This window comes from Nonomuraea turcica (assembly GCF_030718205.1).
GTDB lineage: Bacteria > Actinomycetota > Actinomycetes > Streptosporangiales > Streptosporangiaceae > Nonomuraea.
This window is the reverse complement of record NZ_JAUZQF010000005.1, coordinates 196,195-217,628: the sequence shown is the minus strand read 5'-3', so window position 1 is coordinate 217,628 and position 21,434 is coordinate 196,195. Positions and strand designations below refer to the sequence as shown.

Sequence of the window (21,434 nt, the reverse complement as noted above, 5' to 3'; positions counted from 1 at the left end):
GTTGGGCGCCTGACCTGGGGGCGTCCGTCGCGGCTCGCGATTTAATGCATGCGAGGACGGGGGCCCGAGCGTGCGGGGAGAGCGGATGAGGGCAGGCGCCGGAGACGGTGATCAGATCCAGGAAGGACCGGCCCGCCCGGCCGGCAGGCGGGGGCCGCGGCCCGCGGGCTCGGCGACCATCAGCCTGGTCGCCGAGGCGGCCGGCGTCTCCCGCGCGACCGTGTCCAGGGTGATGAACGGCTCGACCACCGTCGACCCGGAGCTGGCCGCCCGCGTGCGCGCGGCCGCGGCGGCGCTCGAGTACGAGCCGAGCGTGGCCGCGCGCAGCCTCGCGCTCGGCCGGACGGGCAACGTCTCGCTCGTCGTCCCGGACCTGGCCAACCCGCTGTTCCAGGGCGTGCTGCGCGGGCTGAGCCAGGCCGCGGGCAAGGCGGGGCGGCGGCTGCTGGTGGTCGAGTCCAACGAGGATCCCGAGGAGGAGCTGGTGCTGGCACTGGAGGCGCGGCGCAACTCCGACGGGATCGTGCTGGCCTCGCCCCGCGCGCCGGCCGACCGGCTGCGCGCGCTGCGGGCCAGGCTGGCGCCGTTCGTGCTGGTCTACCGCGAGGTCCCGGGACTGGGCGCGCCGTCGTTGTCGGTCGACAACCAGGCGGGCATGGCCGAGATCGTGGCCCATCTGACCGAGCTCGGCCACCGCCGGCTGGCCTACCTCGCGGGGCCTGAGGGCAGCGCGGCCAACCTCGAGCGGCTCGCCGCGCTGCGGGCCCTGGCGACCGGCGAGCCCGGGTTCGCGCTGACGGTGCTGCCCTGCGGGTCCATGTTCGACGACGGCCACGCCGTGGCCGGGGCGGTGGCCGAGTGCGGCGCGAGCGCGGTGGTCGCATTCAACGACATGGTCGCCTCGGGCGCGCTGACGGGCCTGCACGAGCGGGGCGTACGGGTGCCGGAGGAGATCTCCGTCGCCGGGTTCGACGACATCCCGTTCGCCCGTCACACCAGGCCGCCGCTGACCACGGCATCGATACCGAAGAGCGAGCTGGGCAGGCAGGCGTGGGACCGGCTGCAGGCGCTGATGAGCGGCGAGAGCGGCGGCTACAACGTGCGCTTCCAGCCCCGGCTCCTCGTCCGCGACAGCACCGGTCCCGCACCACGTTAGGGAGAAGCACACATGCGATGGATCGGCGTCAAGGGCGACCGCCTGGCCGACGAGTCGGGGCAGACCGTCACGCTGGCCGGGGTGGGCCTCGGTGGCTGGACGACGCCCGCTACCTGGCCTCGCTGGGGCTGAACTCGATCCGGGTGCCGTTCAACTGCCGCCACTTCGAGGACGACGACCGGCCGTTCGTGCTGAAGGAGGAGGGCTTCGCCCGGCTGGACCGGGTGATCGGCCTGTGCCCGGACGCCGGCATCTACACGATCCTCGACCTGCACGCGCTGCCCGGGCGGCAGAACCAGCACCGGCACAGCGGCAACCCCACCCACTGGGCCGATGGCCGGCTACAACCCGGCCAACGAGCCCGGCGACCCGACCGACACGGTCATCGGACCCTCCTACACGCGGCTGGAGCGGGCCATCCGCGCCGTCGACGGCCGCCACGTGCTCTTCCTCGACGGCAACCGGTATTCCACCGACTTCTCCATGCTGGGCGACCCGTTCCCGAACACGGTCTACACAGCGCACGACTACCTGCGCCGGACCGCGTTCATGCGCCGGACCGGGACGCCGATCTGGATCGGCGAGTTCGGCCCGGTCTACGACGGCGACCCGGAACGCGATCGGTCACGGCTGCGGCTGCTGCGCGACCAGCTCGGCATCTATCGGGAGCATGGGGCGAGCTGGTCGCTCTGGACGTACAAGAACATCGGGCCGTCCGGCACATTCTGGACCCGATCGACCTCGCGCAGCTCGGCGGTCTGCTCGGCGAGTGCGCGGCGTGCCTCGGGGTCGTCGCCGACGCGCCGCAGGAGCAGGGGCCACAGACCGGCGGCCGCGGCGGCGAACAGCTCGAGGTCGCGCCGGTACCCATGGTGCATGACGTACATGCCTGACACGTCGACGGGCCTGGCGGTGGTCGACGAGAGCATCGTCGGCGACGCGGGTCCCGATCCGCTCATGGCGCGCGAGCAGTTCCAGCGGCTGCCGGCCTTCGCGCGAGCGGCGGCGGGCGATCCGGAGATCGCGCAGGCGTGGGAGGAATACCAGCGGCGCCGCTACGCGAACACGCGGGTCATCATGGAGTCCTTCGCCCATATGCTGCGGCCCGGAATGACCGTCGAGCGTGCCACCGAGATCCACTGGGCGGTGACGAACGAGCGGACGGAGTGACATCTTGCCGGTGGGCCGGCAGTGGTCCCACGAGGGAGTTCGCCGACTGGTTGTGTGACGCCATTGACCGCCTTCTGCTCCGGTGAGTTCTGCTGTTCCCGGCAGTCAGGTGAACCTCAGCTGATCTCCTGGAGTTGACGCCGGAGCTCGACGGCGCGGTGGAAGTAGTGGGAGGCCAGCGCGGTGCGGCCGGTCGAACGGTACAGGTCGCCGAGCGTCTGGAACGCGGCCGCCTCGCCGCTGCGGTCGCCCAGCTGCTGGAAGATCTCCAGCGATCGCCGCAACTCGTTGCCGTGCGACCGGTCGCCGCGGGCCGCCCGCAGCCCGCCGAGGCCCTGCAGGGCGTACGCGCCGCAGTGCCGGTCTCCGAGCGTCTCGAAGATGTCCAGCGCCCGCTCCTGGAAGCGCATCGCCTCGTCGGACTCGGCCGTCAGGTCGTGCAGGCGGCCCAGGTGCATGGACACGCAGCCCTCGCGGTGGGCGTCGCCGAGCTCCCCGGCCAGCCGCAGCGCCTCCCCGAGCCATCGGGAGGCCTGCCCGAGGTCCTGCAGCGACAGGTACACCCGGCCGATCGCCTGACGCGCGTAGGCCTCCCCGCTCATGTCACTCACCGAGAGGAACATGGCCAGCGCGTGCCGGAAGTACCCCAGCGCGCGCAGATGCCGGCCGGAGAACTGGTTGACCGCGCCCAGCCCGCAGACAGAGATCGCCTCGCCGCGTGCGTCGCCCAGCTCGCGGAAGAGCACCCGGGCGCGCCGCAGCATGTCGTCCGCCTCGGCGTACCGGTCCTGGTAGAGGCAGACCTGGCCGAGCCCGCGCAACATGGCCGCCTCGCCGCGCCGATCGCCGGCCGCTCGGGCGCTGTCCAGCGCGATCCGGTGCGTGGCCTGCCAGTCGTCGAGGCGGCAGTGCAGGTCGAAGTACGGCACGAGCGTCGCGGCTAGCCCCCACGCCGACTGCGTCAGTCCCGCGCCGGCCGCCAGCCGCACCGCGTCGACGAGCGATTCCCGCTCGGCGTCGAACCACAACAGCGGCTCGGCGGTCAGGTGGCTGAGCGTCTCCCGCTCCAGGCTCCAGCGGGGCGCCGACTCGGACGTCATGCTGAACAGCGTGGTCGGCAGGCGGGACGTGGCGTGCTCGGCGGCCGACATCCAGCCGCCGAGCACCCGGGTGAGCGCCTGGCGTTCGACCTCCCCGTCGGCCTTCTCCCTGGCGGTGCAGCGGGCCAGGTCGAGCAGGCGGTAACGGGGCTGACCGAGCGGGTCGGTGCCGACCAGGCGCAGGAGGCTCACGTCCACCAGCGTGTCCACGACGGCGTCCGCGCGGTGCCGGTCGAGCACGGCATCCGCCACCCAGCCTGGCACGGACCCCGGGCCGAGCAGGCCCAGCGCGCGGAACGCCTGGGCGGCGTCGCCGGGCAGTCCGCGGTAGCTGAGGTCGAAGGAGGCGCGTACCTCCAGATCACCGGCGCGCAGCTCGTCGAGCCTGGTCGTCTCGTCCGCCAGCCGCTGCTGCAGCACGCCCAGCGACCATCCGGGCCGCCCGGCCAGGCGTGCTCCGGCGACCCGGATCGCCAGCGGCAGGTATCCGCACGACTCCAGGATCGCCAGCGCGGCCACCTGTTCCCCGGCCACCCGCTCGGCGCCGGCGATCCTTCCCAGCAGCTCCTCGCCCTCCGCCGGCGACAGCACGTCCAGCTCCAGCAGCAGCGCCCCGGGCAGCTCGGTGATGCGCCGCCGGCTCGTCACGAGCACCGCGCAGCCGCTGCCGGGCAGCAGTGCCCGCACCTGGGCGGCGTCGGCGGCGTCGTCGAGGAAGACCAGCATAGGGCGGTCGGCCAGCAGGGAACGGTACAGCGTGGCCCGCTCGTGCACCGACGCCGGTAAGGCCGCCTCGGCTACACCCAATGCCCGCAGCGCCTCGGCCAGAAGGTCTCCGGGGTCGGCGGGGGCCGGGTCGGTGCCGCCCAGGCACAGGTGGAACTGGCCTTCAGGGTAGTGCGCACGTACGGCGTGCGCGCAGTGCACGGCCAGCGCCGACTTGCCCACCCCGGGCGGCCCCACCACGACGGCGATCGCCGGCGGCCCGTCCGCCGCCTGGTCGCGGGATGACAGGGCGCCCGTGAGCGCGGCGACGGCCTGCGCCCTGCCGGTGAAGTCCGGCACGTCGGCCGGCAGCTGATGAGGCGCGGGAAAGCCGTGGGGGAGCGCCGGCAGACCGGGCGAGTGCGCGGTGGGGCTGGTAGGGCACGCGGTGGGGCCGGTGGGGTGCGCTGTTGGGCCGGAGGCGTGGCCGGCCGGGTCGGATAAGAGCTCGAGCCCGGTCGGTGTCGGGCCGGTCGGATCCTGCGGGGAGTCGCCGGCCAGGACGGCGGCGTGCGCGTCACGCAGGTCCTGTCCCGGCTCGATGCCGAGCTCGTCGACCAGCTGCCGCCGGATCGTCGTGTACGCGTGCAGCGCCTCGGCCCGCCGCCCGGCGCGGTGCAGGGCGAGGATCAGCCGCTGCCACAGATCCTCCCGATAGGGATGCTCGCCGATCAGCTCCTTCAGGTCCTCGATCGCCGAGGTGTACTCCTCGCGGGCCATCTTCGCCGCCACCAGCGCCTCGGCCGCGCCGAGCCGCGCCTGGGCGAGCGCGCGCAGCCGCCCGTCCCACAGCGGGCTGGCCGGCAGGTCGCCCAAGGGGTTGCCGCGCCACAGCGCCAGAGCCGCCCGCAGGTGCCCGGCTGCCTCCCCGTCCCGCCCGGCCGCCCGCGCCCTGGACACCAGGTCCTCGAACAGCAGCACGTCCAGCTGCTCGGTCGCGAGCTCGACCACGTACCCGGAGGGATGGGCCACGATCTGCGCCCCGGCCTCGCCCGCCGCGCCGCGCAAGGAGCTCACGTACGTGCGCAGGTTCGCCACGGCCGACGACGGCGGGTCCGCCGGCCACAACACCTCGATGAGCACGTCCGAGCCGACCACCTGGTTCGCCTCGAGCAGCAACGAGGCCAGCAACAGCCGGGGCTTCTTGCCGGCGATGCGGACGATCTGCTCCGGTGTCCGGACCCGCAAAGGCCCGAGTACGCCGAAATTCGGCTGGTCAACCACTACGAACGCACCTACTCCTCAGTCGGCGGGATCGCGCGGATTCGTCGGGTCGTCGTTCAAGCTGGCTGAGCCTTTATACCGATTTTGGATGTTCTCTGTATGCCGTACTCCCAATCTTGGTCCCCAGCAAGAGCGCTTCACGTGTCAACCGCAGAGAGGACCCGTATGAGACCCAGAGGGGTGCTTACGGTGGGGTTTGTCCTGGTGGCCGGTCTCATGTCGGGCCAGGTCGCGGCGGCGGGGCAGGCCGCGCAGCCGACGCCGTCATCGACGCCGTCTCCCACGCCGGACCCGAACGACCCGCCGGACACCGTCGAGGTCCCGCCCGTGTCGACCCTGGCGACGCCGGCCTTCCAGCTGCCCTTCCCGTGCGGCCAGAGCTGGACGGGCAACTCCAGCAACAGCAGCGCCCACCGGTCGTACGAGATCGACTTCAACCGGGGCAGCACGGCCGACGCCGACCTCGGCGACACCGTCGTCGCCGCCGCGGCCGGCACCGTGGTCATCTCAGCGCACCAGGGCTCGGCCAACGGCTTCGGCAACCTGGTCAAGATCGACCACGGGGGCGGCTGGCAGACGTTCTACGCGCACCTGAACGTGCGCTCGGTGAGCGCGGGCGCCCGGGTCACCCAGGGCCAGAAGATCGGCACGCTCGGCAAGACCAGCAAGCCGGGCAACAACATCAGCCCCCACCTGCACTACGAGGTGCGCCAGGGCACCGGCTACCCCGGCAACATCCGCAAGGCCATCTTCAACGGCGTCACCTTCGGCTACCCGAACCAGACGCTGACCTCCAAGAACGCCTGCGGCGGCGGTGGCACGAACCCGCACACGCCCCAGGAGGTGTGCGGCAGCGGCTACAAGGTGATCGACTCCGCGGCGCTGGGCACGGCGGGCACCGCCTACCTGCTGTACAACACCGGCAACGGCAACAACTGCGTGGCGACGATCAAGAAGACGTCGCTCGGCACCGCCTCGGCGGCCAGCGCCTTCCTGGAGGTCGAGGGCAAGCCCCGGGTGACCGACAGCGGCAACTTCGCCTACTACGCCGGACCGGTCCGCGCGGCCGCGGCCGGCAAGTGCGTCAAGTGGGGCGGCAAGGCCGGCTCGGCCACCTACACCAGTCCGTTCGAGCACTGCGGCTGACGCCCTCAGCCCGGAGCGGCCGCCGTGCCCGCCTGCGCGCGGTGGGCCGCTCCCTCATTCGTTCATCACACCTCGAGGAGAACATCTGTGCAGCCCCGATTCCGCCGCTCAGCCCTGCTGCTGGCCGGCGCGTTACTGCCGCTCCCGCTGCTCATGGGCCAGGCGACCGCGGCCGCCGACCCGATCGCCGGCGCGTTCGCCAAGGCGGCCACCACCTACGACGTACCCCGTGACCTGCTGGTGTCGCTGGCGTACGCCGAGACCCACCTGGACGGGCACGACGGCGCGCCCAGCGCGAGCGGCGGCTACGGCGTGATGCACCTGGTCAGCAACCCCAAGGCGGATGCGCTGGCCCGCGCGGCCACGCTCACGGGCCAGGGCGTCGCGAAGCTGAAGAGCGACGACGCGGCCAACATCGCCGGCGGCGCCGCCGTGCTCCGCGCCCACGCCGACGACCTCGGGGTGAGCGCCGCCGCCCGCAAGGACCCGGCGAAGTGGTACCAGGCGGTCGCCAAGTACGGCAACGCCTCCTCGCCCGACGTCGCCCGCCTGTACGCGGACACGGTCTACGACCTGATGGCCGAGGGTGTGCAAGCCACCACCCCGGACGGCGAGACCGTCACGGTGCAGCCGCGCGCCGTCGAGCCGGAGCGCGGCCCGTACGCGAATGCCAAGGACCTGGACGGCCCCGCCGCGTTGGCCGCGAACACGGACTACCCGGGCGCCAGGTGGGTGCCGGCGCACAGCAGCAACTACGCGGTCTCCAATCGCCCCACCAGCGACACGATCGACCGCATCGTCATCCACGTGACGCAGGGTTCGTATGCCGGGACGATCTCCTGGTTCCAGAACGGTCCCCGAGCGAACCCGTCCTCCGCGCACTACGTCATCCGCTCCTCCGACGGTGCCATCACCCAGATGGTCAGGGAGAAGGACCGGGCCTTCCACGCCGGTAGCTTCAACAGGCGTTCGGTCGGCATCGAGCACGAGGGCTTCGTGGACAACGCGACGTGGTTCACCGACGCGATGTACCGGGCCTCTGCCGCGCTGACCCGCAACATCGCCGACCGGTACGGCATCCCGAAGGACCGCACCCACATCGTGGGCCACCACGCCGTCCCCGGCACCGACCACACCGACCCGGGCCCGCACTGGAACTGGACCACGTACATGCAGTACGTCACCGGCAGCGGCGGTGGCGGCGGCGCCAACCCGCACACACCGGAGTCGGTCTGCGGCAGCGGCTACAAAGTGATCGATTCGGCGGTGCTGGGCACGGCCGGCACCGTGTTCCTGCTGTACAACACGGCCAATGGCAACAACTGCGTGGCGACGATCAAGAAGACGTCGCTCGGCACGGCCACCGCCACCAGCGCGTACCTGGAGGTCGAGGGCAAGCCCCGGGTGACCGACAGCGGCAACTTCGCCTACTACGCCGGACCAGTCCGGGCTGCCGCGGCGGACAAGTGCGTCAAGTGGGGCGGCAAGGCCGGGACGGCCACGTACACGAGCCCCTTCGAGCACTGCGGCTGACCGGCGCGGGCCCGCCGGACACGGCCTTTGACGAGTGTCGAGCAACGCACCTAGAGTCCCGACCTGATGATCGGCTACCGGCCGAAAGTTTCGGCGAGGCCGGACGGAAAGGACACCTCTGACGTGCGCATGTACGACAACCCGGTGATCGGCGGGTTCCATCCGGACCCGAGCGTGTGCCGGGTCGGCGAGGACTACTACCTCGTGTGCTCCAGCTTCGAGTACGTCCCCGGCGTGCCGATCTTCCACAGCCGCGACCTCGTGCACTGGCGGCAGATCGGCAACGTGCTCGACCGGCCCTCGCAGCTCTCCCTGCCCGCTGAGGCGTCCGCCTCCGGCGGGATCTACGCGCCCACCATCCGGCACCATGACGGCCGGTTCTACCTCATCACGACGAACGTCGACGGCGGCGGCACCTTCATCGTGACCGCAGACCGGCCGCAAGGCCCCTGGTCCGACCCCGTCTGGATCGACCTGCCCGGCGTCGACCCCGACCTGGCCTGGGACGAGGACGGCTCGTGCTGGAGCGCCGTCTCCGGGAACCAGGTCGCGCGCATCGACCCGGAGGAAGGCAAGGTCCTGGAGGGGCCGTACCCCATCTGGTCGGGCACCGGCGGGAAATATCCGGAGGCGCCGCACCTGTACCAGGTGGACGGCTGGTGGTACCTGCTGATGTCCGAGGGCGGCACCGAGCGCGGCCACGCCGTCTCCATCGCCCGCGCCCGCTCGCCCCGCGGCCCCTTCGAACCCGGGCCGGTCAACCCGATCCTCACCCACCGCGGCACCGCGCGGCCGATCCAGAGCACCGGGCACGCCGACCTGGTGCAGGCCGCCGACGGCAGCTGGTGGATGGTGCTGCTGGGCACCCGGCCGCGCGGCCACAGCCCCGACTTCCACGTCCTCGGCCGGGAGACCTTCCTCATCCCGGTCACGTGGGTGGACGGCTGGCCGGTGGCGGGACCGGTGGAGGAACGCCTTCCCGCGCCGGCCGCCTGGCACCCGTTCCCCGAAGCGCCGGCCCGGGACGACTTCGACGACGAGACGCCGGCGCCGTGCTGGGTCTCGCCGCGCAGCCGCCCCGACGGCTCCTGGTCGCTGACCGAACGGCCCGGCTGGCTCACCCTGCATGCCACAGGGCCGACACTGGACCGGCCCGGGCACACCTTCATCGGCCGCCGCCAGCAGCACCACGACTGCCGCGTCACCGCCCGGCTCGATCCCGGCCCGTCGTCACGGGCGGGGCTGTCGGTGCGGATGGACGAAGCCCACCACTACGACCTGGAGGTGAGCGACGGGCAGGCGCGGCTGATCGCCCGGATCGGGCCGCTGCGGCAGTGCGTGGCCCAGCACCCAGTGCCGCCGGGGCCGCTCACGCTCGCCATCGACATCCGCACCCGCGACATCCTGCCGCCGACCGCGACCGGGCCGGTCGCCGGACCGGTGGGCGTCGAGGCGCGCGGGCCGGACACCATCGCCTTCTCCGCCAACGACGTGCTGCTCGCCGAGCTGGACGGCCGGTACGTGTCCACGGAAGTGGCCACCGGCTTCACGGGGCGGGTCATCGGCATGTACGCCACCGAGGGCAGCGCCGCCTTCGACTGGTTCACTTACGACGCGGCCTAGCACGTCCACGCGTGACTCCGGAAATGGCAACACCTCGGCACGCACGAAACGGGCAGTGGGGGTAAGTGTGCGAACCGTCACATTGAGCACGACTCGTGGGTGGCGGCCGTGAGCCAGTGATATCCATGATCACACCAATGGCAATCGAAAGGATATTCGTGCGCACACGCAAGCTGGCGACCCTCCTGGCCGGCGCCGCCCTGGCTGCCTCTGCCACGCTGGTGGCGGGCGCCGCCCCGGCCAGCGCGGCTGGACCCTGCGGCAGCAGCTACTCCCGGGTCGGCGTCTACGCCATCCCCCAAAGCGGGACCCGTACGGGCACGCTGGAGGTGTACTACAGCTCCAGCACCGGTAAGAACTGCGCCCTGGCCTACGGCTACGGCTCCACCTACGGCACCACGACGTGGAAGGGCGTCTCGATTTCGAGAGCTGACGGCAGCGGGTATGACCCCGATGCGGACTACTACCAGTACTACGCCGGCCCAGTGTACGTCTCGGCGCCTGGCCAGTGTATTGACGTGACCGGAACGGTAGTGGCCGGGAAGGTCACCGAGCTCAACAACGTGCACTGCGGCTGAACTTCTTGTGACCAGGCGGGGTGCCCACCAGATGGAATGCGGAAGGCACCCCGCAGGATGCTGTGCGGCTGCTCGGCCATGACGGCGGAGAAGGCCGTGTGGCCTTCCAGTCGAAGGGCGCCCAGCACATCCACGGCTGATCCACCCCATCCCCGGCTGTACTTCACGCCGCCGGGGCGCTGGCCTGGAACACCGCGGTGGAGTTCGGCTTCATCCTGCGGTCGCTGCAACGCGAGCTCAGCGAGGCGTATGAGAACGGGTCCCCGGGACAGATCAAGATGTCACAGGAGGACTTGCGATCTTCGGTGCATGCCCCAAACGGAAGCCCGAACGGCTCGAACGGGAGCCGTGCACCATCCGCCACCCCGTACCCGCCACGGCGGAGGACCGCGACGAGCTACGCACCGCCCGCCGAGCCGCCGCCGCGGCGTAACCGCTACCCGCCCCCGGAGGACATGCCGGAGACTGCGGTGGACTACGTGGTGAGGCAACCTGAAGACCGCGTTCCAGAGGATGGGGCGGTCGCTAGTGGCAGCCGCTCCATAAACGCCGGCGTAGGGTGCCGATCGGCGGCACCTCGCTTAGCCCTCCCCCCACCGGTCGCGCGCCCACTGATCTCCGTGCAGCCAGAGTACGAGATAGCTGGGGACGATCCAGGTCGAACACTCCCAGTCGTCCACGTGAGTTGGGGCGGTCGTCATGATGACCGCGCCGCGCCACTCACATGACGAAGCGCCCTGGTTGTTGTTGACGTAGAGATACTCTGAGCGCCACCAGGACTTGGCAGCAGCGGTAGAGGCGGTAGCGGCGGTTCCGCCCGCCGCGACAAGCGTGGCGCCGAGGACTATCGTGCCGATTGCCGATCGTAACCTCATGTCTTCCTCGCTTTCGGATGGTGATGATCCGTTCGCCCTTATTCGGCGATCTCAGGCAATGATCGGCGCAGGCGCCAGGAGTGTCTGGCAGGTTTGCGGCAACATCGCCTGCGGCCCAGGACCGGGATCTGTTTGTGAGCAAGCCTAGAAAAGGCCGCCATACCGCTACCACATCCTCCCCACAAGCGCTTGCTCCGGATCGTCGGCGCCGAACGCCACCAACTCGCCCAGCACCTGGCCGGCCGCTTCACGCGCTGCTGGTGATCGCGGCGGCCGCCGTGCTCGCGACGATGCCGATCGGCACGGCGATCAACGCCGGCCTGCATCTCGCCGCGGTCGTCGCGGTGCTTGTGGCGATGTTGCTCGTCGGCCGCCGTCACCACGCGCGGACGTACGCGGCCGCTTAGGCCGTCGCACGGTCGCCGAGCCGGCCGCTGGCAACATGCCATCCCGATCGTCGGCGCGGCAACTTGTCCCCGGCATGTCCGGACATTATTGCCGGAAAGTTTCCGGCAATTTGTCGTTGAAGGTCGCTCCTATTGAGGCTGTGACCCGCGCGAACGCGGCAAATTGCGTTAGCAACACAACAGCTGACGAACCTCTTGACACGATTCAATGCGCCCCATAAGTTGCCGCAATATTAACGAATCTTCTCGAAAGTTTCGGTGACATCACCGGTCGAAAGGACGGCATGAGGGGCCAGGTACCAAACGACACGAGCCCGGCGACCGGTGAGCCCGCGCCGTGGCAGGACACGCGGCTGTCGCCCGCCGAGCGGGCCGCCGCGCTCGTCCCGCTCATGACGCTGGAGGAGAAGGTGGCCCAGCTCGTCGGCGTGTGGGTCGGCGCCGATGCCTCAGGGGGAGGCGTCGCACCGCACCAATCCGACATGACGGGCGTGGAGTGGAACGAGGTCATCCGTCACGGGCTGGGCCAGCTGACCCGGCCGTTCGGGACCGCGCCGGTCGATCCCGTCGCCGGTGCCCGCTCGCTGGCGGCCTCCCAGGAAGAGATCATGGCGGCCAGCCGGTTCGGGATTCCCGCGCAGGTGCACGAGGAGTGCCTGACCGGGTTCGCCGCCTGGAAGGCGACCGTCTACCCGGCGCCGCTCAGCTGGGGCGCGTCCTTCGACCCCGAGCTCGTCGAGGAGGTGGCCGGGCAGGTGGGCCGGTCGCTGCGGGCCGCGGGCGTGCACCAGGGTCTCGCCCCGGTCGTGGACGTGACCAGGGACTACCGCTGGGGCCGCACCGAGGAGACGATCGGTGAGGACCCGTACCTCGTCGGCACCATCGGCGCGGCCTACGTGCGCGGCATCGAGGGCGCCGGCGTCGTGGCCACGCTGAAGCACTTCGCCGGATACGCCGCCTCCCGCGGCGGCCGCAACCACGCCCCCGTGGCGATGGGCCGCCGCGAGCTCGCCGACACCGTGCTGCCGCCGTTCGAGATGGCCCTGCGCCTGGGCGGCGCCCGGTCGGTCATGAACTCCTACGCCGAGATCGACGGCCTGCCCGTGGCCGCCGACGAGGAACTGCTGACCGCACTGCTGCGCGGCGAGTGGGGGTTCTCCGGCACGCTCGTCTCCGACTACTTCGCGATCCGGTTCCTGGAGCGCCTGCACGGCGTCGCGGCGGACGGCGGGGACGCGGCGAGGCTCGCCCTGCGCGCCGGGATCGACGTCGAGCTGCCGACGATCGACACGTTCGGCGCCCCCTTGATCGAGGCGGTGAAGGCCGGCGACGTCGACGAGACGCTCATCGACCGCGCCCTGCTCCGGGTGCTCACACAGAAGGCCGAGCAGGGTCTTCTCAACGCCAATTGGAAAGCGCTTCCCGAGGACGTCGAAGGCCTGCGCCTCGACGACGAGACCGGCCAGGACCTCGCGTTGCGGCTGGCACGGGAGTCCATCGTCCTGCTCCGCAACACCGGCGGGATCCTGCCGCTGGCCGCCGGGCGGCGCGTCGCGCTCGTGGGTCCGGTCGCCGACGACCCGATGGCGATGCTCGGCTGCTACACCTTCCCGGCGCACGTGGGCCCGCACCCCGAGCACGGGTTCGGGGTGGACATCCCGTCGCTGCGCGAGGCCCTCGGCGAGATGGTCCCTGACCTGGCGTACGCGGCCGGTTGCGACATCACCGGAGACGACACCTCCCGCATCGCCGCCGCGGCCGCCGTGGCCGCCGAAGCGGACGTGTGCGTGCTGGCCGTCGGCGACCGGGCCGGACTGTTCGGGCGCGGCACCTCCGGCGAGGGTTGCGACGCCACCGACCTGCGCCTGCCGGGCGTTCAGCCCGAGCTCGTGCGGGCCGTGCTCGCCACCGGCACCCCCGTGGTGCTGGTGCTGCTGGCCGGCCGCCCGTACGCGCTGGACGCGGAGGCCGACGCGGCCGCGGCCGTCGTCTACGGTTTCTTCCCCGGCCAGCGGGGCGGCCAGGCCCTCGCCGAGGTGCTCACCGGCGCGGTCAACCCGTCCGGGCGGCTGCCGGTCAGCGTGCTCCGCGACGCCGGCGGCCTGCCGTCGACGTACCTGTCGCCGCCGCTGGGCCGGCGATCGGAGGTGTCGTCCGTGGACCCGACGCCCGCGTACCCGTTCGGGCACGGGCTCGGCTACACCACGTTCGACTGGAGCGACGCGGGCGTGCGGGGACCGGCCGAGTGGCCGGTCGACGGCGAGGTCACCGTCGAGATCACGGTGCGCAACACCGGCTCGCGGCCCGGCACGGAGGTCGTGCAGCTGTATCTGCACGACCCGGTCGCGCAGGCGACCAGGCCGGTGGTGCGCCTGGTCGGCTACGTCCGCGTCCCGCTGGAGCCGGGGCGGGCCGCACGCGTGTCCTTCACGGTCCCGGCCGACGTCACGTCCTTCACCGGGGTCCGCGGCCGGCGCGTCGTCGAGCCCGGCGACGTCGAGCTGCGCTTCGGCCGCTCCAGCGCCGAGACGGCGGCGAGCGTGCCGTTGCGCCTGACCGGCGCCGAACGCGAGGTCGGGCACCACAGAAAGCTGCTGGCCACAGCAGGCGTCACACCGGAGGGCGCGGGATGAGCACAACGCTGGAGAATCCACCGCGGGACACCCGCCCGGCCGGCCCGGAGCCCGGCCGGCGCAGGCGGGCCAAGCCGGGCACCTGGCGGCACGCCTTACGCCGCGACTGGCAGCTGTACTCGCTGGCGATCCTGCCGCTGCTGTTCTTCCTGATCTTCCGGTACGCCCCGATGCTCGGCAACGTCATCGCCTTCAGGAAGTTCGAGCCCGGCGGCAGCATCTTCGGCGAAACCTGGGTCGGCCTGCGGTACGTGGAGATGTTCCTGAACGACCCGACGTTCTGGAGCGTGTTCACCAACACGCTCATCCTCGGCGGGCTGACCCTGCTGTTCTGCTTCCCGCTGCCGATCGTGCTGGCGCTGCTGCTCAACGAGGTACGCAACCGGAGCATCAAGCGGTTCCTGCAGTCGGTGTCCTACCTGCCGCACTTCCTGTCGATGGTCATCGTGGCCGCCATCGTCATGCAGATGACGGCCATCGACGGGCCGATCAACCAGATCGTGAAGGCGTTCGGCGGGGAGGCCACCCCGTTCATCCAGAAACCGGAGTGGTTCCGCACGATCTTCGTCACCTCGGAAGTCTGGCAGACGGTCGGCTGGGGCACCATCCTCTACCTGGCCGCGCTGACCACCATCGACGAGCAGCTCTACGAGGCGGCCAGGATGGACGGCGCGAGCCGGTGGCGGCAGATCTGGCACGTCACCCTGCCGGGCATCCGCCCGACGGCCGTCACGCTGCTGATCCTCAACCTCGGCACGTTCATGGCCACGGGCTTCGAGAAGGTCCTGCTGCTGTACAACCCGTTGACGTATCCGACCGCCGACGTGGTCACCACGTACTTGTACCGCATGGGCGTGGAGTCCAGCTCCATGAGCTACGCCGCCGCGATCGGCCTGTTCGAGGCGCTGGTCGGGGTGGTGCTGATCGTGTCGGCCAACTTCATCTCCCGCCGCACAGTAGGGACGGGCCTGTGGTGACGACCGTCAAGAGCCGGGGCTACCGCCTCTTCCAGAGGATCAACGCCGTCATCCTGACCGGCGTCGTGATCGTGACGCTGTATCCCTTCGTCAACATCATCGCGCGCTCGTTCAGCGACGAGCGGTACATCGTCTCCGGGCAGGTCAACTTCTTCCCGCGTGGGTTCAACGTCAAGACGTACGAGCTCGTGATCTCGGACCCGATGTTCTGGACGAACTACCGCAACACCGTGGTGTACACCGTCGTCGCCACGGCCATCGCGATGCTGCTGACCACCTGCTACGCGTACGTGCTGTCGAAGAAACACCTCAAGGGCCGCACGGTGCTGGTCTGGATCGCCATCTTCACCATGATCTTCTCCGGTGGCCTGATCCCCCAGTACGTGCTGGTCAACAGCCTGGGGCTGACGAACTCCATCTGGGCCATCGTCCTGCCCAACGCCATCAGCGTGTTCAACCTCCTGGTCATGAAGGCGTTCTTCGAAGGACTGCCGAAGGACCTGGAGGAGGCCGCCGCCATCGACGGCCTCAACACCTACGGCATCCTGTGGCGGATCGTGTTGCCGCTGTCGAAAGCGGTCATCGCCACGATGGTGCTGTTCTACGCCGTCTCGTTCTGGAACTCGTGGTTCACGGCCTTCCTGTACCTGAACGAGCAGGACTTGTTCCCGGTGACCATCTACCTGCGCAACCTCATCGCAGGGGCCACCGGCGCCGAGTCCGCCGGCGCCGTGATGTCCGAGGTGTCGGCGGCCGCGGCCAACATCCAGGCGGTCACGATCATGCTCACCGTCCTCCCCATCCTTGCGGTCTACCCCTTCGTCCAGCGGTACTTCGTCTCCGGAGTCATGCTCGGCGCGGTCAAGGGCTAGCCGATGATCAACCGAAAGGAACCCCCCATGCAGCACATCTCCCGCCGGCAGGCACTCATCGGGCTGGGTGCGCTCACCTTCGTCGTCACCGGTTGTGGCGGGGACGAGGCCCCGAAGAAGGCCGCCGACTCGGCGAACAAGGCGGGCGCGATGGCCGGCTACGCCGCCGGCCAGCAGTTCAAGGCCACCGAGGCGGTCACGTTCGACATCCTTCACCTCAACAACCCGTTCTACCCGCTCAAGAGCGACTGGCTGCTCTGGCAGGAGCTCACCAAGCGGACCAACGTGACGCTCAAGCCGGTGGAGGTGCCGCTCAGCGACTACGAGAAGAAGCGCGGCCTGCTGGTCGGCTCCGGGCAGGCCCCGCTCATCATCCCGAAGACCTACCACCCGTCCGAAGAGGCGTTCGTCGCCTCCGGCGCCATCCTGCCGGTCAGTGACTACCTCGACCTGATGCCGAACTTCAAGGAAAAGATCGCCAAGTGGCAGCTCGAGCCGGAGCTGAACACGCTCCGGCAGGCCGACGGCAAGTTCTATCTGCTGCCCGGCATCCATGAGAGCCCTTGGGTGGACTACTCCCTGGCGGTCAGGACCGACATCCTGGAAAAGCACGGCCTGGAGATCCCGACGACCTGGGACGAGCTCTACACCGTGCTCAAGGCGCTGAAGAAGGAATACCCCGACCAATACCCCATGACCGACCGGTGGGGCGTGCCCACGCCGGGCGGCAACCTGCTCAAGCTCGTCGCCCAGGCCTACGGCGCCAAGGGCGGCTGGGAGTACCAGCACGCGACCTGGGACTCCGCCGCCGGCAAGTTCGCCTACACCGGCGCCATGCCGCAGTACAAGCAGATGATCGAGTATCTGCGGAAGCTGGTGGATGAGAAGCTGCTCGACCCGGAGAGCTTCACGCAGCAGGACGAGCAGGCCAAGCAGAAGTTCAACTCCGGCAAGTCCTTCGTCATCAGCACCAACGCGCAGTCGATGGTCAACGACTACCGGCCGACGCTCACCAAGCTCGTCCCCGACGCCAAGATCGTCAAGATTCCGGTGCCCATGGGACCGGTCGGGGAGTACAAGATCCAGACGCGGCTCGAGAACGGCGTCATGATCTCCAAGAAGGCACTGGAGAACAAGAACTTCGTCGCCATGATGCAGTTCGTCGACTGGCTGTGGTACTCCGACCAGGGCCAGGAGTTCGCCAAGTGGGGCGTCGAGGGCACGACGTACACCAAGGAGGCCTCCGGCAAGTTCACGCTGGCCAAGGACGTCGACTTCCTCGGGCTCAACGCCGGCGCCCCCAAGCACCTGCAGAAGGACTTCGGCTTCTCCAACGGCGTGTTCGCCTACGGCGGCCCCCTCAAGCTCGTGCAGTCCACCTTCTCCGAGGAGGAGCTGGAGTTCCAGAATGTGATGAACGCCAGGAAGCTCTGGCCGGTGGATCCGCCGCGCCCGTTCAACGACGTGGAGCGCGAGCAGGCCACGCTGTGGGAGACGCCGCTGAAGGACTTCGTCACCCAGCAGACGCTCAAGTTCATCCTCGGCGAGCGCGACCTCAGCGAGTGGGACGCCTACGTCAAGGAGCTCGAGGGCAAGAACATGACCGCCTACATAAACCTCGTCAACACCGCCTACGAGCGGTTCAAGAAGGAACACGGCTGATCGCTGACCGGCGCGGCTCCCGTCGACGGGCACGTCGTGCGGCTGTCGATCCCCATCGCGTACGGTCATGGCCCCGGCCCAGGGAGCTCGACGCGCTGCGGGAGGCCGCCGAGCCGGTCCGCGGCCACCGGGGCCTGCCGGTCGCCGGCGGTAGGGTGGATGTCGATCTCACGCTCGGCCGCCACGAGGTCACCCTGGTCGAGCTGACGCCGGTGGTGGACGAGACGCCGCCGTGGTGGGACGACAGGCGGCTCTTGGGGCAGGAGGTTCTATGAGCGAGGTGACGGCCGTGCGACGGTTCGGCGAAGGACCGCTCTCGCGGGCCGCCGCGCTGATCTACACCCTGCTGGTGGTCGAGGGCATGTTCCTGCTCGCGGCCGTGCCAGGGCTCCTCGCGCTGCCCCTGCTCGGCCAGGACGGCAGCAACGTGCCGCTGGCGGCGCTCTGCGCGCTGCCCCTCGGTCCCGCGTTGTCGGCCGCGCTCTACGCGGTGCGCCACCGCAGCCGGGACCTGGCGGACCTGCACCCGGCGGCGGCGTTCTGGCGCGGCTACAAGGCCAACGTGCGCGGGGTGCTGAAGATCTGGGTCCCGTGGCTGGCGGTGCTGGCCATCATCGGGACCAACTTCGCGAACTTCGCCGCCGCCGGGGTTCCGGGGTGGTGGGCGGTGCTGCTGGTGCTGGTCGCGGTGGCGGCCATGCTCTGGGCCGCCAACGCGCTGGTGATCACCTCGTTGTTCGCGTTCCGGGCCGTGGACGTGGCCCGGCTGGCCGCTTACTTCCTCATGCGCTTCCCCAAGGCGACCCTGAGCAACGTGTCCCTGTTGGTCGTGGCGGCCGGCGTCACCGTGATCGCCACCGAGCTGGCGGCGGCCGTCCTGGCCTCGGCGTTCGCGGCGGCGCTGCTGTGGAACAGCCGGACGATGATCGCCGAGGTCCAGGAGGAGTTCACCGCCTAGGGGATCCGCCGGCCGTGCGCGTCCGGCACCCCCGACTTGCGGAAGAAGTAGGCGTTGACCTGGTCACGCCACTCCTGCGCGCAGCGGAGCTGCTCGTCGAGCAGCTCCTGCACCCGGCTGTGCAGCGCCGGGTCGGCCAGCCCTTCCACCTTGTCCCAGTGCGTGCGCATCTCGGCCACCTCGTCGGCTCCGGCGAAGTGGGTGTCGTAGATGTGCTGGATGACCGTCGCGCCGCCGCGCAGCACATGCCCGTACGGCACGTGGTGGAAGAACAGCAGCAGCTCGTCCGGGCACTGCTCGAGGGACTCGTAGACGTCCGACCACGGCTGCGGATACTGGCCGGTGTAGCCGGTGCCGGTGGCCCGCGTGCGGTCCACGCCGACGCCGTCGCGGTCGGCGAAGTGGTACGTCCCCCATGGCGTGTACTCGTAGCCGTCCACGTCCGGCCCGTAGTGATGGCCCGGCCTGACCATGAAGCCGACGCCGAGCGGGGCCGTGTACCGCTCGTAGGTCCGCCAGGAGCCGTCCATGATCGTGTGCAGCGTGCGCCGCAGCGGCTCGGCGGCGGGGGCGAACGTGAGGTCGATCCACTCGTCGAGGACGGTGTCAGGGGCGAGGCGTGGGTCCCAGGCCAGGCGGCCGAACGCGTACAGGTTGGCCTGGGCGAGCGGGTGGCCGGTCCAATATGCGTCGTCGCCCACGTTGGAGACCGCGACGAGCTCGGTGGCGACGTCGGCCACGTTGCGGCCGTCGCGGCCCCACGGCCGGAAGTCGAGCAGCTCGCGCCACAACGGGGCCAGGTAGCAGACATGCTTCTGCTGGCCGGTGTACTCCTGCGTCACCTGGAACTCCACTGCCAGCCGCGTCTCGGGCATGGCGGCGATCATCGGTGACACCGGCTCGCGCGGCTGGAAGTCCATGGGACCGTACTTCACCTGGAGGATCGCGTTGTCGCGGAAGCTCCCGTCGAGCGGGGCGAAGTGGTCATAGGCGGCGCGGGCGCGGTCGGTGGACCGGTCGCGCCAGTCCTGCCGATGGTTGTAGACGAACGCTCGCCAGTGCACGACCCCGCCGTGCGGGGCCAGCGCGCCGGCCAGCAGGTTGGCACCGTCGGCGTGGCTGCGCCCGTACGCGAACGGGCCCGGCTGGCCCTCGGAGTCCGCCTTCACCACGTAGCCGCCGAAATCGGGGATCGTCTCATACACCCGCGCGGTGGTCGCCGCCCACCACCGTCGCACGTCCTCGTCGAGCGGATCGGCGGTCGGCAGGCCGCCGAGTGCCATGGGGGAGGCGAAGTTGACCGACACGTGCACCCGGATTCCGTACGGGCGCAGCTCGGCCGCGATCGCGGCGACCTCGCCGAGCCGGTCGGTCAGCAGGTGGGCCTCCGTGGCGTGCACGTTCACGTTGTTGATCGCGACCGCGTTGATCCCGCACGCGGCCAGCAGCCGGCCGTAGGTCCGCACCCTCGTCAGGTCCTCGCGCAGGACGCCGTCCCGCCAGAAGATCGAGCCGCCCGCGTAGCCGCGCTCGACCTGGCCCATCACCGGGTGCACGTCGATGTTGTCCCAGTGGTCGAGCATGCGCCGCCGCATCGCCGGCTCGTGCCGCTCCACCGGCCGCGCCGCCCCGAAAGCCGGCTCGCCGAGCCTGACCAGGTGGAACAGGCCGTAGAGCAGGCCGGCCGGGTCGCTCGCGAGCACCGCCGTGACGCTGTCGCGGCGGGCGAGCACGTAACCCTCCTCGCCGATCGGCCCGGCCTCGGCCGCGATCGCCGCCGCGACCGGCGGCAACGGGCCGGCCGTGGTGAGCGCGAGCACGAGGTCGAAGGGGCCGTCACCGGCCCGCTCGGCGCTGCCGCCGTACCGGGCGCAGGCCGCCGCGACCTCATCGTGCACGGTCCCGGTGAGCGCGCCGTCGCCGAGCACGAGGGCCCGGCGCGAGCCGATCGCACGGAACGCCTCCGGCGGCAGCCACGCCGGATGCACGTCGGTCAGCTCAGGAATGGTCACAAGGCTCCTCCGGTCACGGTGATCGTCCCGGACGAATCTATCGAAATCGGCCAGGTGGGTGGAGGTCAGACCAGGCCCACGATAAGCCCCTCATCACGGACTCCCAGGTATGCCGCCGGGCGGAACTGCCGCATCGCCTGCTCGATGACCGGGATGTACTTGGGGTTCGAGCCGAGGGGGAGCCGGTAGCCGTTCTTGACCGTGTGGAACTCCCACAAGTGCTCCATGTCCGGGTGACGCGCCCGGAAGCCCAGGTCGGCGGGGAAGAGGTCGAGCCGGACCATGATCCTGCGCAGGATGTAGTCGGCCGGCTGGGTGCGGACCTGCTTGGTGCGTGAGATGCCCACCCCGGACAGCTCGCCCCACGCCACCGCCCACGGCTTGCCCCGCGGGTCGTCCCAGCGCACGCCGGAGCCGTCGAAGACCAGCCGGCGGGGGCGGCTCAGCCTGCGCCAGGCGGCGATCGGCAGCAGGCCGATGGCGAGGAAGATCAGCCCAAAGACCACGCCGGCCGGTGCGCCGTCCGCGCCGCCCGTCACCTGGCCGGTGGCCGCCCAGTAAAGCGTCATGACCCCGATGACGCCCGCGACCGAGCCGCCGATCAGCGCCTTCACCTTGGCGTCGCGACCGACGTCGATCACCACGGGAGGCGGGGCGTTCAACGGTGGCTGGTGGGGGCCGTAGGTCATAGCTGAGCACGATAGCGGGGCTCTGCCCGCGGTATTGCACGCTTAAGTGGTTTG

General features: G+C 70.5%; 15 protein-coding genes and 1 pseudogene. 13 read left to right on the top strand and 3 right to left on the bottom strand.

The features are described 5' to 3' along the window. Window positions 1–85 precede the first annotated feature (85 nt). The 3 genes and pseudogenes from Q9G87_RS15360 to Q9G87_RS15350 all read left to right on the top strand — a co-directional run bounded on the left by Q9G87_RS15360 (window position 86) and on the right by Q9G87_RS15350 (window position 2,326). On the top strand, window positions 86–1,156 hold the full coding sequence (locus tag Q9G87_RS15360) for a LacI family DNA-binding transcriptional regulator (protein WP_305917010.1): 1,071 nt from the start codon (window positions 86–88) through the stop codon (window positions 1,154–1,156). A 143-nt stretch (window positions 1,157–1,299) separates the two neighbouring features. Beyond that, window positions 1,300–1,377: pseudogene (locus Q9G87_RS15355) on the top strand (hypothetical protein); the annotation flags it as partial. Between the two features lie 112 nt (window positions 1,378–1,489). Continuing rightward, window positions 1,490–2,326 carry a glycoside hydrolase family 5 protein gene (locus Q9G87_RS15350; RefSeq protein WP_305917009.1) on the top strand — a complete coding sequence of 279 codons (837 nt, stop codon included), beginning with the start codon at window positions 1,490–1,492 and terminating at the stop codon, window positions 2,324–2,326. A 116-nt stretch (window positions 2,327–2,442) separates the two neighbouring features. On the opposite strand, the gene Q9G87_RS15345 is transcribed toward Q9G87_RS15350, so the two are convergent. After that, the gene (locus Q9G87_RS15345; protein ID WP_305917008.1) at window positions 2,443–5,415 is read right to left on the bottom strand and encodes an AfsR/SARP family transcriptional regulator; all 2,973 of its coding nucleotides are present in this window, start codon (window positions 5,413–5,415) and stop codon (window positions 2,443–2,445) included. 189 nt (window positions 5,416–5,604) lie between these two features. Here Q9G87_RS15345 and Q9G87_RS15340 point away from each other — a divergent pair, with 189 nt between their 5' ends. The 10 genes from Q9G87_RS15340 (at window position 5,605) to Q9G87_RS15295 (ending at window position 18,679) form a co-directional block, all read left to right on the top strand. Beyond that, on the top strand, window positions 5,605–6,561 hold the full coding sequence (locus Q9G87_RS15340) for a M23 family metallopeptidase (protein ID WP_305917007.1): 957 nt from the start codon (window positions 5,605–5,607) through the stop codon (window positions 6,559–6,561). 87 nt (window positions 6,562–6,648) lie between these two features. Further along, window positions 6,649–8,094: an N-acetylmuramoyl-L-alanine amidase gene (locus Q9G87_RS15335; protein ID WP_305917006.1), complete on the top strand. Its 1,446-nt coding sequence runs from the start codon at window positions 6,649–6,651 to the stop codon at window positions 8,092–8,094. A 129-nt stretch (window positions 8,095–8,223) separates the two neighbouring features. Next, window positions 8,224–9,717, top strand: a complete 1,494-nt coding sequence (locus Q9G87_RS15330) for a glycoside hydrolase family 43 protein (RefSeq protein ID WP_305917270.1) — start codon at window positions 8,224–8,226, stop codon at window positions 9,715–9,717. Between the two features lie 158 nt (window positions 9,718–9,875). Next, the gene (locus tag Q9G87_RS15325; protein ID WP_305917005.1) at window positions 9,876–10,295 is read left to right on the top strand and encodes a hypothetical protein; all 420 of its coding nucleotides are present in this window, start codon (window positions 9,876–9,878) and stop codon (window positions 10,293–10,295) included. Between the two features lie 1,135 nt (window positions 10,296–11,430). Next, complete coding sequence (locus Q9G87_RS15320; RefSeq protein WP_305917004.1) at window positions 11,431–11,577, top strand: hypothetical protein; 147 nt, start codon at window positions 11,431–11,433, stop codon at window positions 11,575–11,577. A gap of 284 nt (window positions 11,578–11,861) precedes the next feature. Next, window positions 11,862–14,210: a beta-xylosidase/alpha-l-arabinosidase gene (locus Q9G87_RS15315; protein ID WP_305917003.1), complete on the top strand. Its 2,349-nt coding sequence runs from the start codon at window positions 11,862–11,864 to the stop codon at window positions 14,208–14,210. Further along, a complete protein-coding gene (locus Q9G87_RS15310) occupies window positions 14,207–15,187 on the top strand; it encodes an ABC transporter permease (protein ID WP_305917002.1) in 981 nt (326 codons plus the stop codon). Before Q9G87_RS15315 ends, Q9G87_RS15310 begins: the two co-directional genes overlap by 4 nt. Then, window positions 15,181–16,059, top strand: coding sequence for a carbohydrate ABC transporter permease (locus Q9G87_RS15305; RefSeq protein ID WP_305917001.1), 879 nt, complete (start codon window positions 15,181–15,183; stop codon window positions 16,057–16,059). Before Q9G87_RS15310 ends, Q9G87_RS15305 begins: the two co-directional genes overlap by 7 nt. A 27-nt stretch (window positions 16,060–16,086) precedes the next feature. Next, window positions 16,087–17,721 (top strand): ABC transporter substrate-binding protein, encoded by a 1,635-nt coding sequence (locus Q9G87_RS15300; RefSeq protein WP_305917000.1) that lies wholly within the window; start codon window positions 16,087–16,089, stop codon window positions 17,719–17,721. 271 nt (window positions 17,722–17,992) lie between these two features. Continuing rightward, window positions 17,993–18,679 carry a DUF624 domain-containing protein gene (locus Q9G87_RS15295; RefSeq protein WP_305916999.1) on the top strand — a complete coding sequence of 229 codons (687 nt, stop codon included), beginning with the start codon at window positions 17,993–17,995 and terminating at the stop codon, window positions 18,677–18,679. Here the strand turns inward: Q9G87_RS15295 and Q9G87_RS15290 are convergent. Both Q9G87_RS15290 and Q9G87_RS15285 read right to left on the bottom strand, forming a co-directional pair. Further along, window positions 18,676–20,691, bottom strand: coding sequence for an alpha-glucuronidase (locus tag Q9G87_RS15290; protein WP_305916998.1), 2,016 nt, complete (start codon window positions 20,689–20,691; stop codon window positions 18,676–18,678). The genes Q9G87_RS15295 and Q9G87_RS15290 overlap by 4 nt on opposite strands. Window positions 20,692–20,756: 65 nt before the next feature. Further along, window positions 20,757–21,380 (bottom strand): hypothetical protein, encoded by a 624-nt coding sequence (locus tag Q9G87_RS15285; RefSeq protein WP_305916997.1) that lies wholly within the window; start codon window positions 21,378–21,380, stop codon window positions 20,757–20,759. Window positions 21,381–21,434 lie beyond the last annotated feature (54 nt).

Excerpts from the sequence above, each read along its gene's own strand:
- Q9G87_RS15360 (WP_305917010.1), top strand. The coding sequence starts at position 86 with ATGAGGGCAGGCGCCGGAGACGGTGATCAGATCCAGGAAGGACCGGCC.
- Q9G87_RS15350 (WP_305917009.1), top strand. The coding sequence starts at position 1,490 with ATGGCCGGCTACAACCCGGCCAACGAGCCCGGCGACCCGACCGACACG.
- Q9G87_RS15330 (WP_305917270.1), top strand. The coding sequence starts at position 8,224 with ATGTACGACAACCCGGTGATCGGCGGGTTCCATCCGGACCCGAGCGTG.
- Q9G87_RS15315 (WP_305917003.1), top strand. The coding sequence starts at position 11,862 with ATGAGGGGCCAGGTACCAAACGACACGAGCCCGGCGACCGGTGAGCCC.
- Q9G87_RS15310 (WP_305917002.1), top strand. The coding sequence starts at position 14,207 with ATGAGCACAACGCTGGAGAATCCACCGCGGGACACCCGCCCGGCCGGC.
- Q9G87_RS15300 (WP_305917000.1), top strand. The coding sequence starts at position 16,087 with ATGCAGCACATCTCCCGCCGGCAGGCACTCATCGGGCTGGGTGCGCTC.
- Q9G87_RS15295 (WP_305916999.1), top strand. The coding sequence starts at position 17,993 with ATGAGCGAGGTGACGGCCGTGCGACGGTTCGGCGAAGGACCGCTCTCG.
- Q9G87_RS15285 (WP_305916997.1), bottom strand. The coding sequence starts at position 21,380 with ATGACCTACGGCCCCCACCAGCCACCGTTGAACGCCCCGCCTCCCGTG.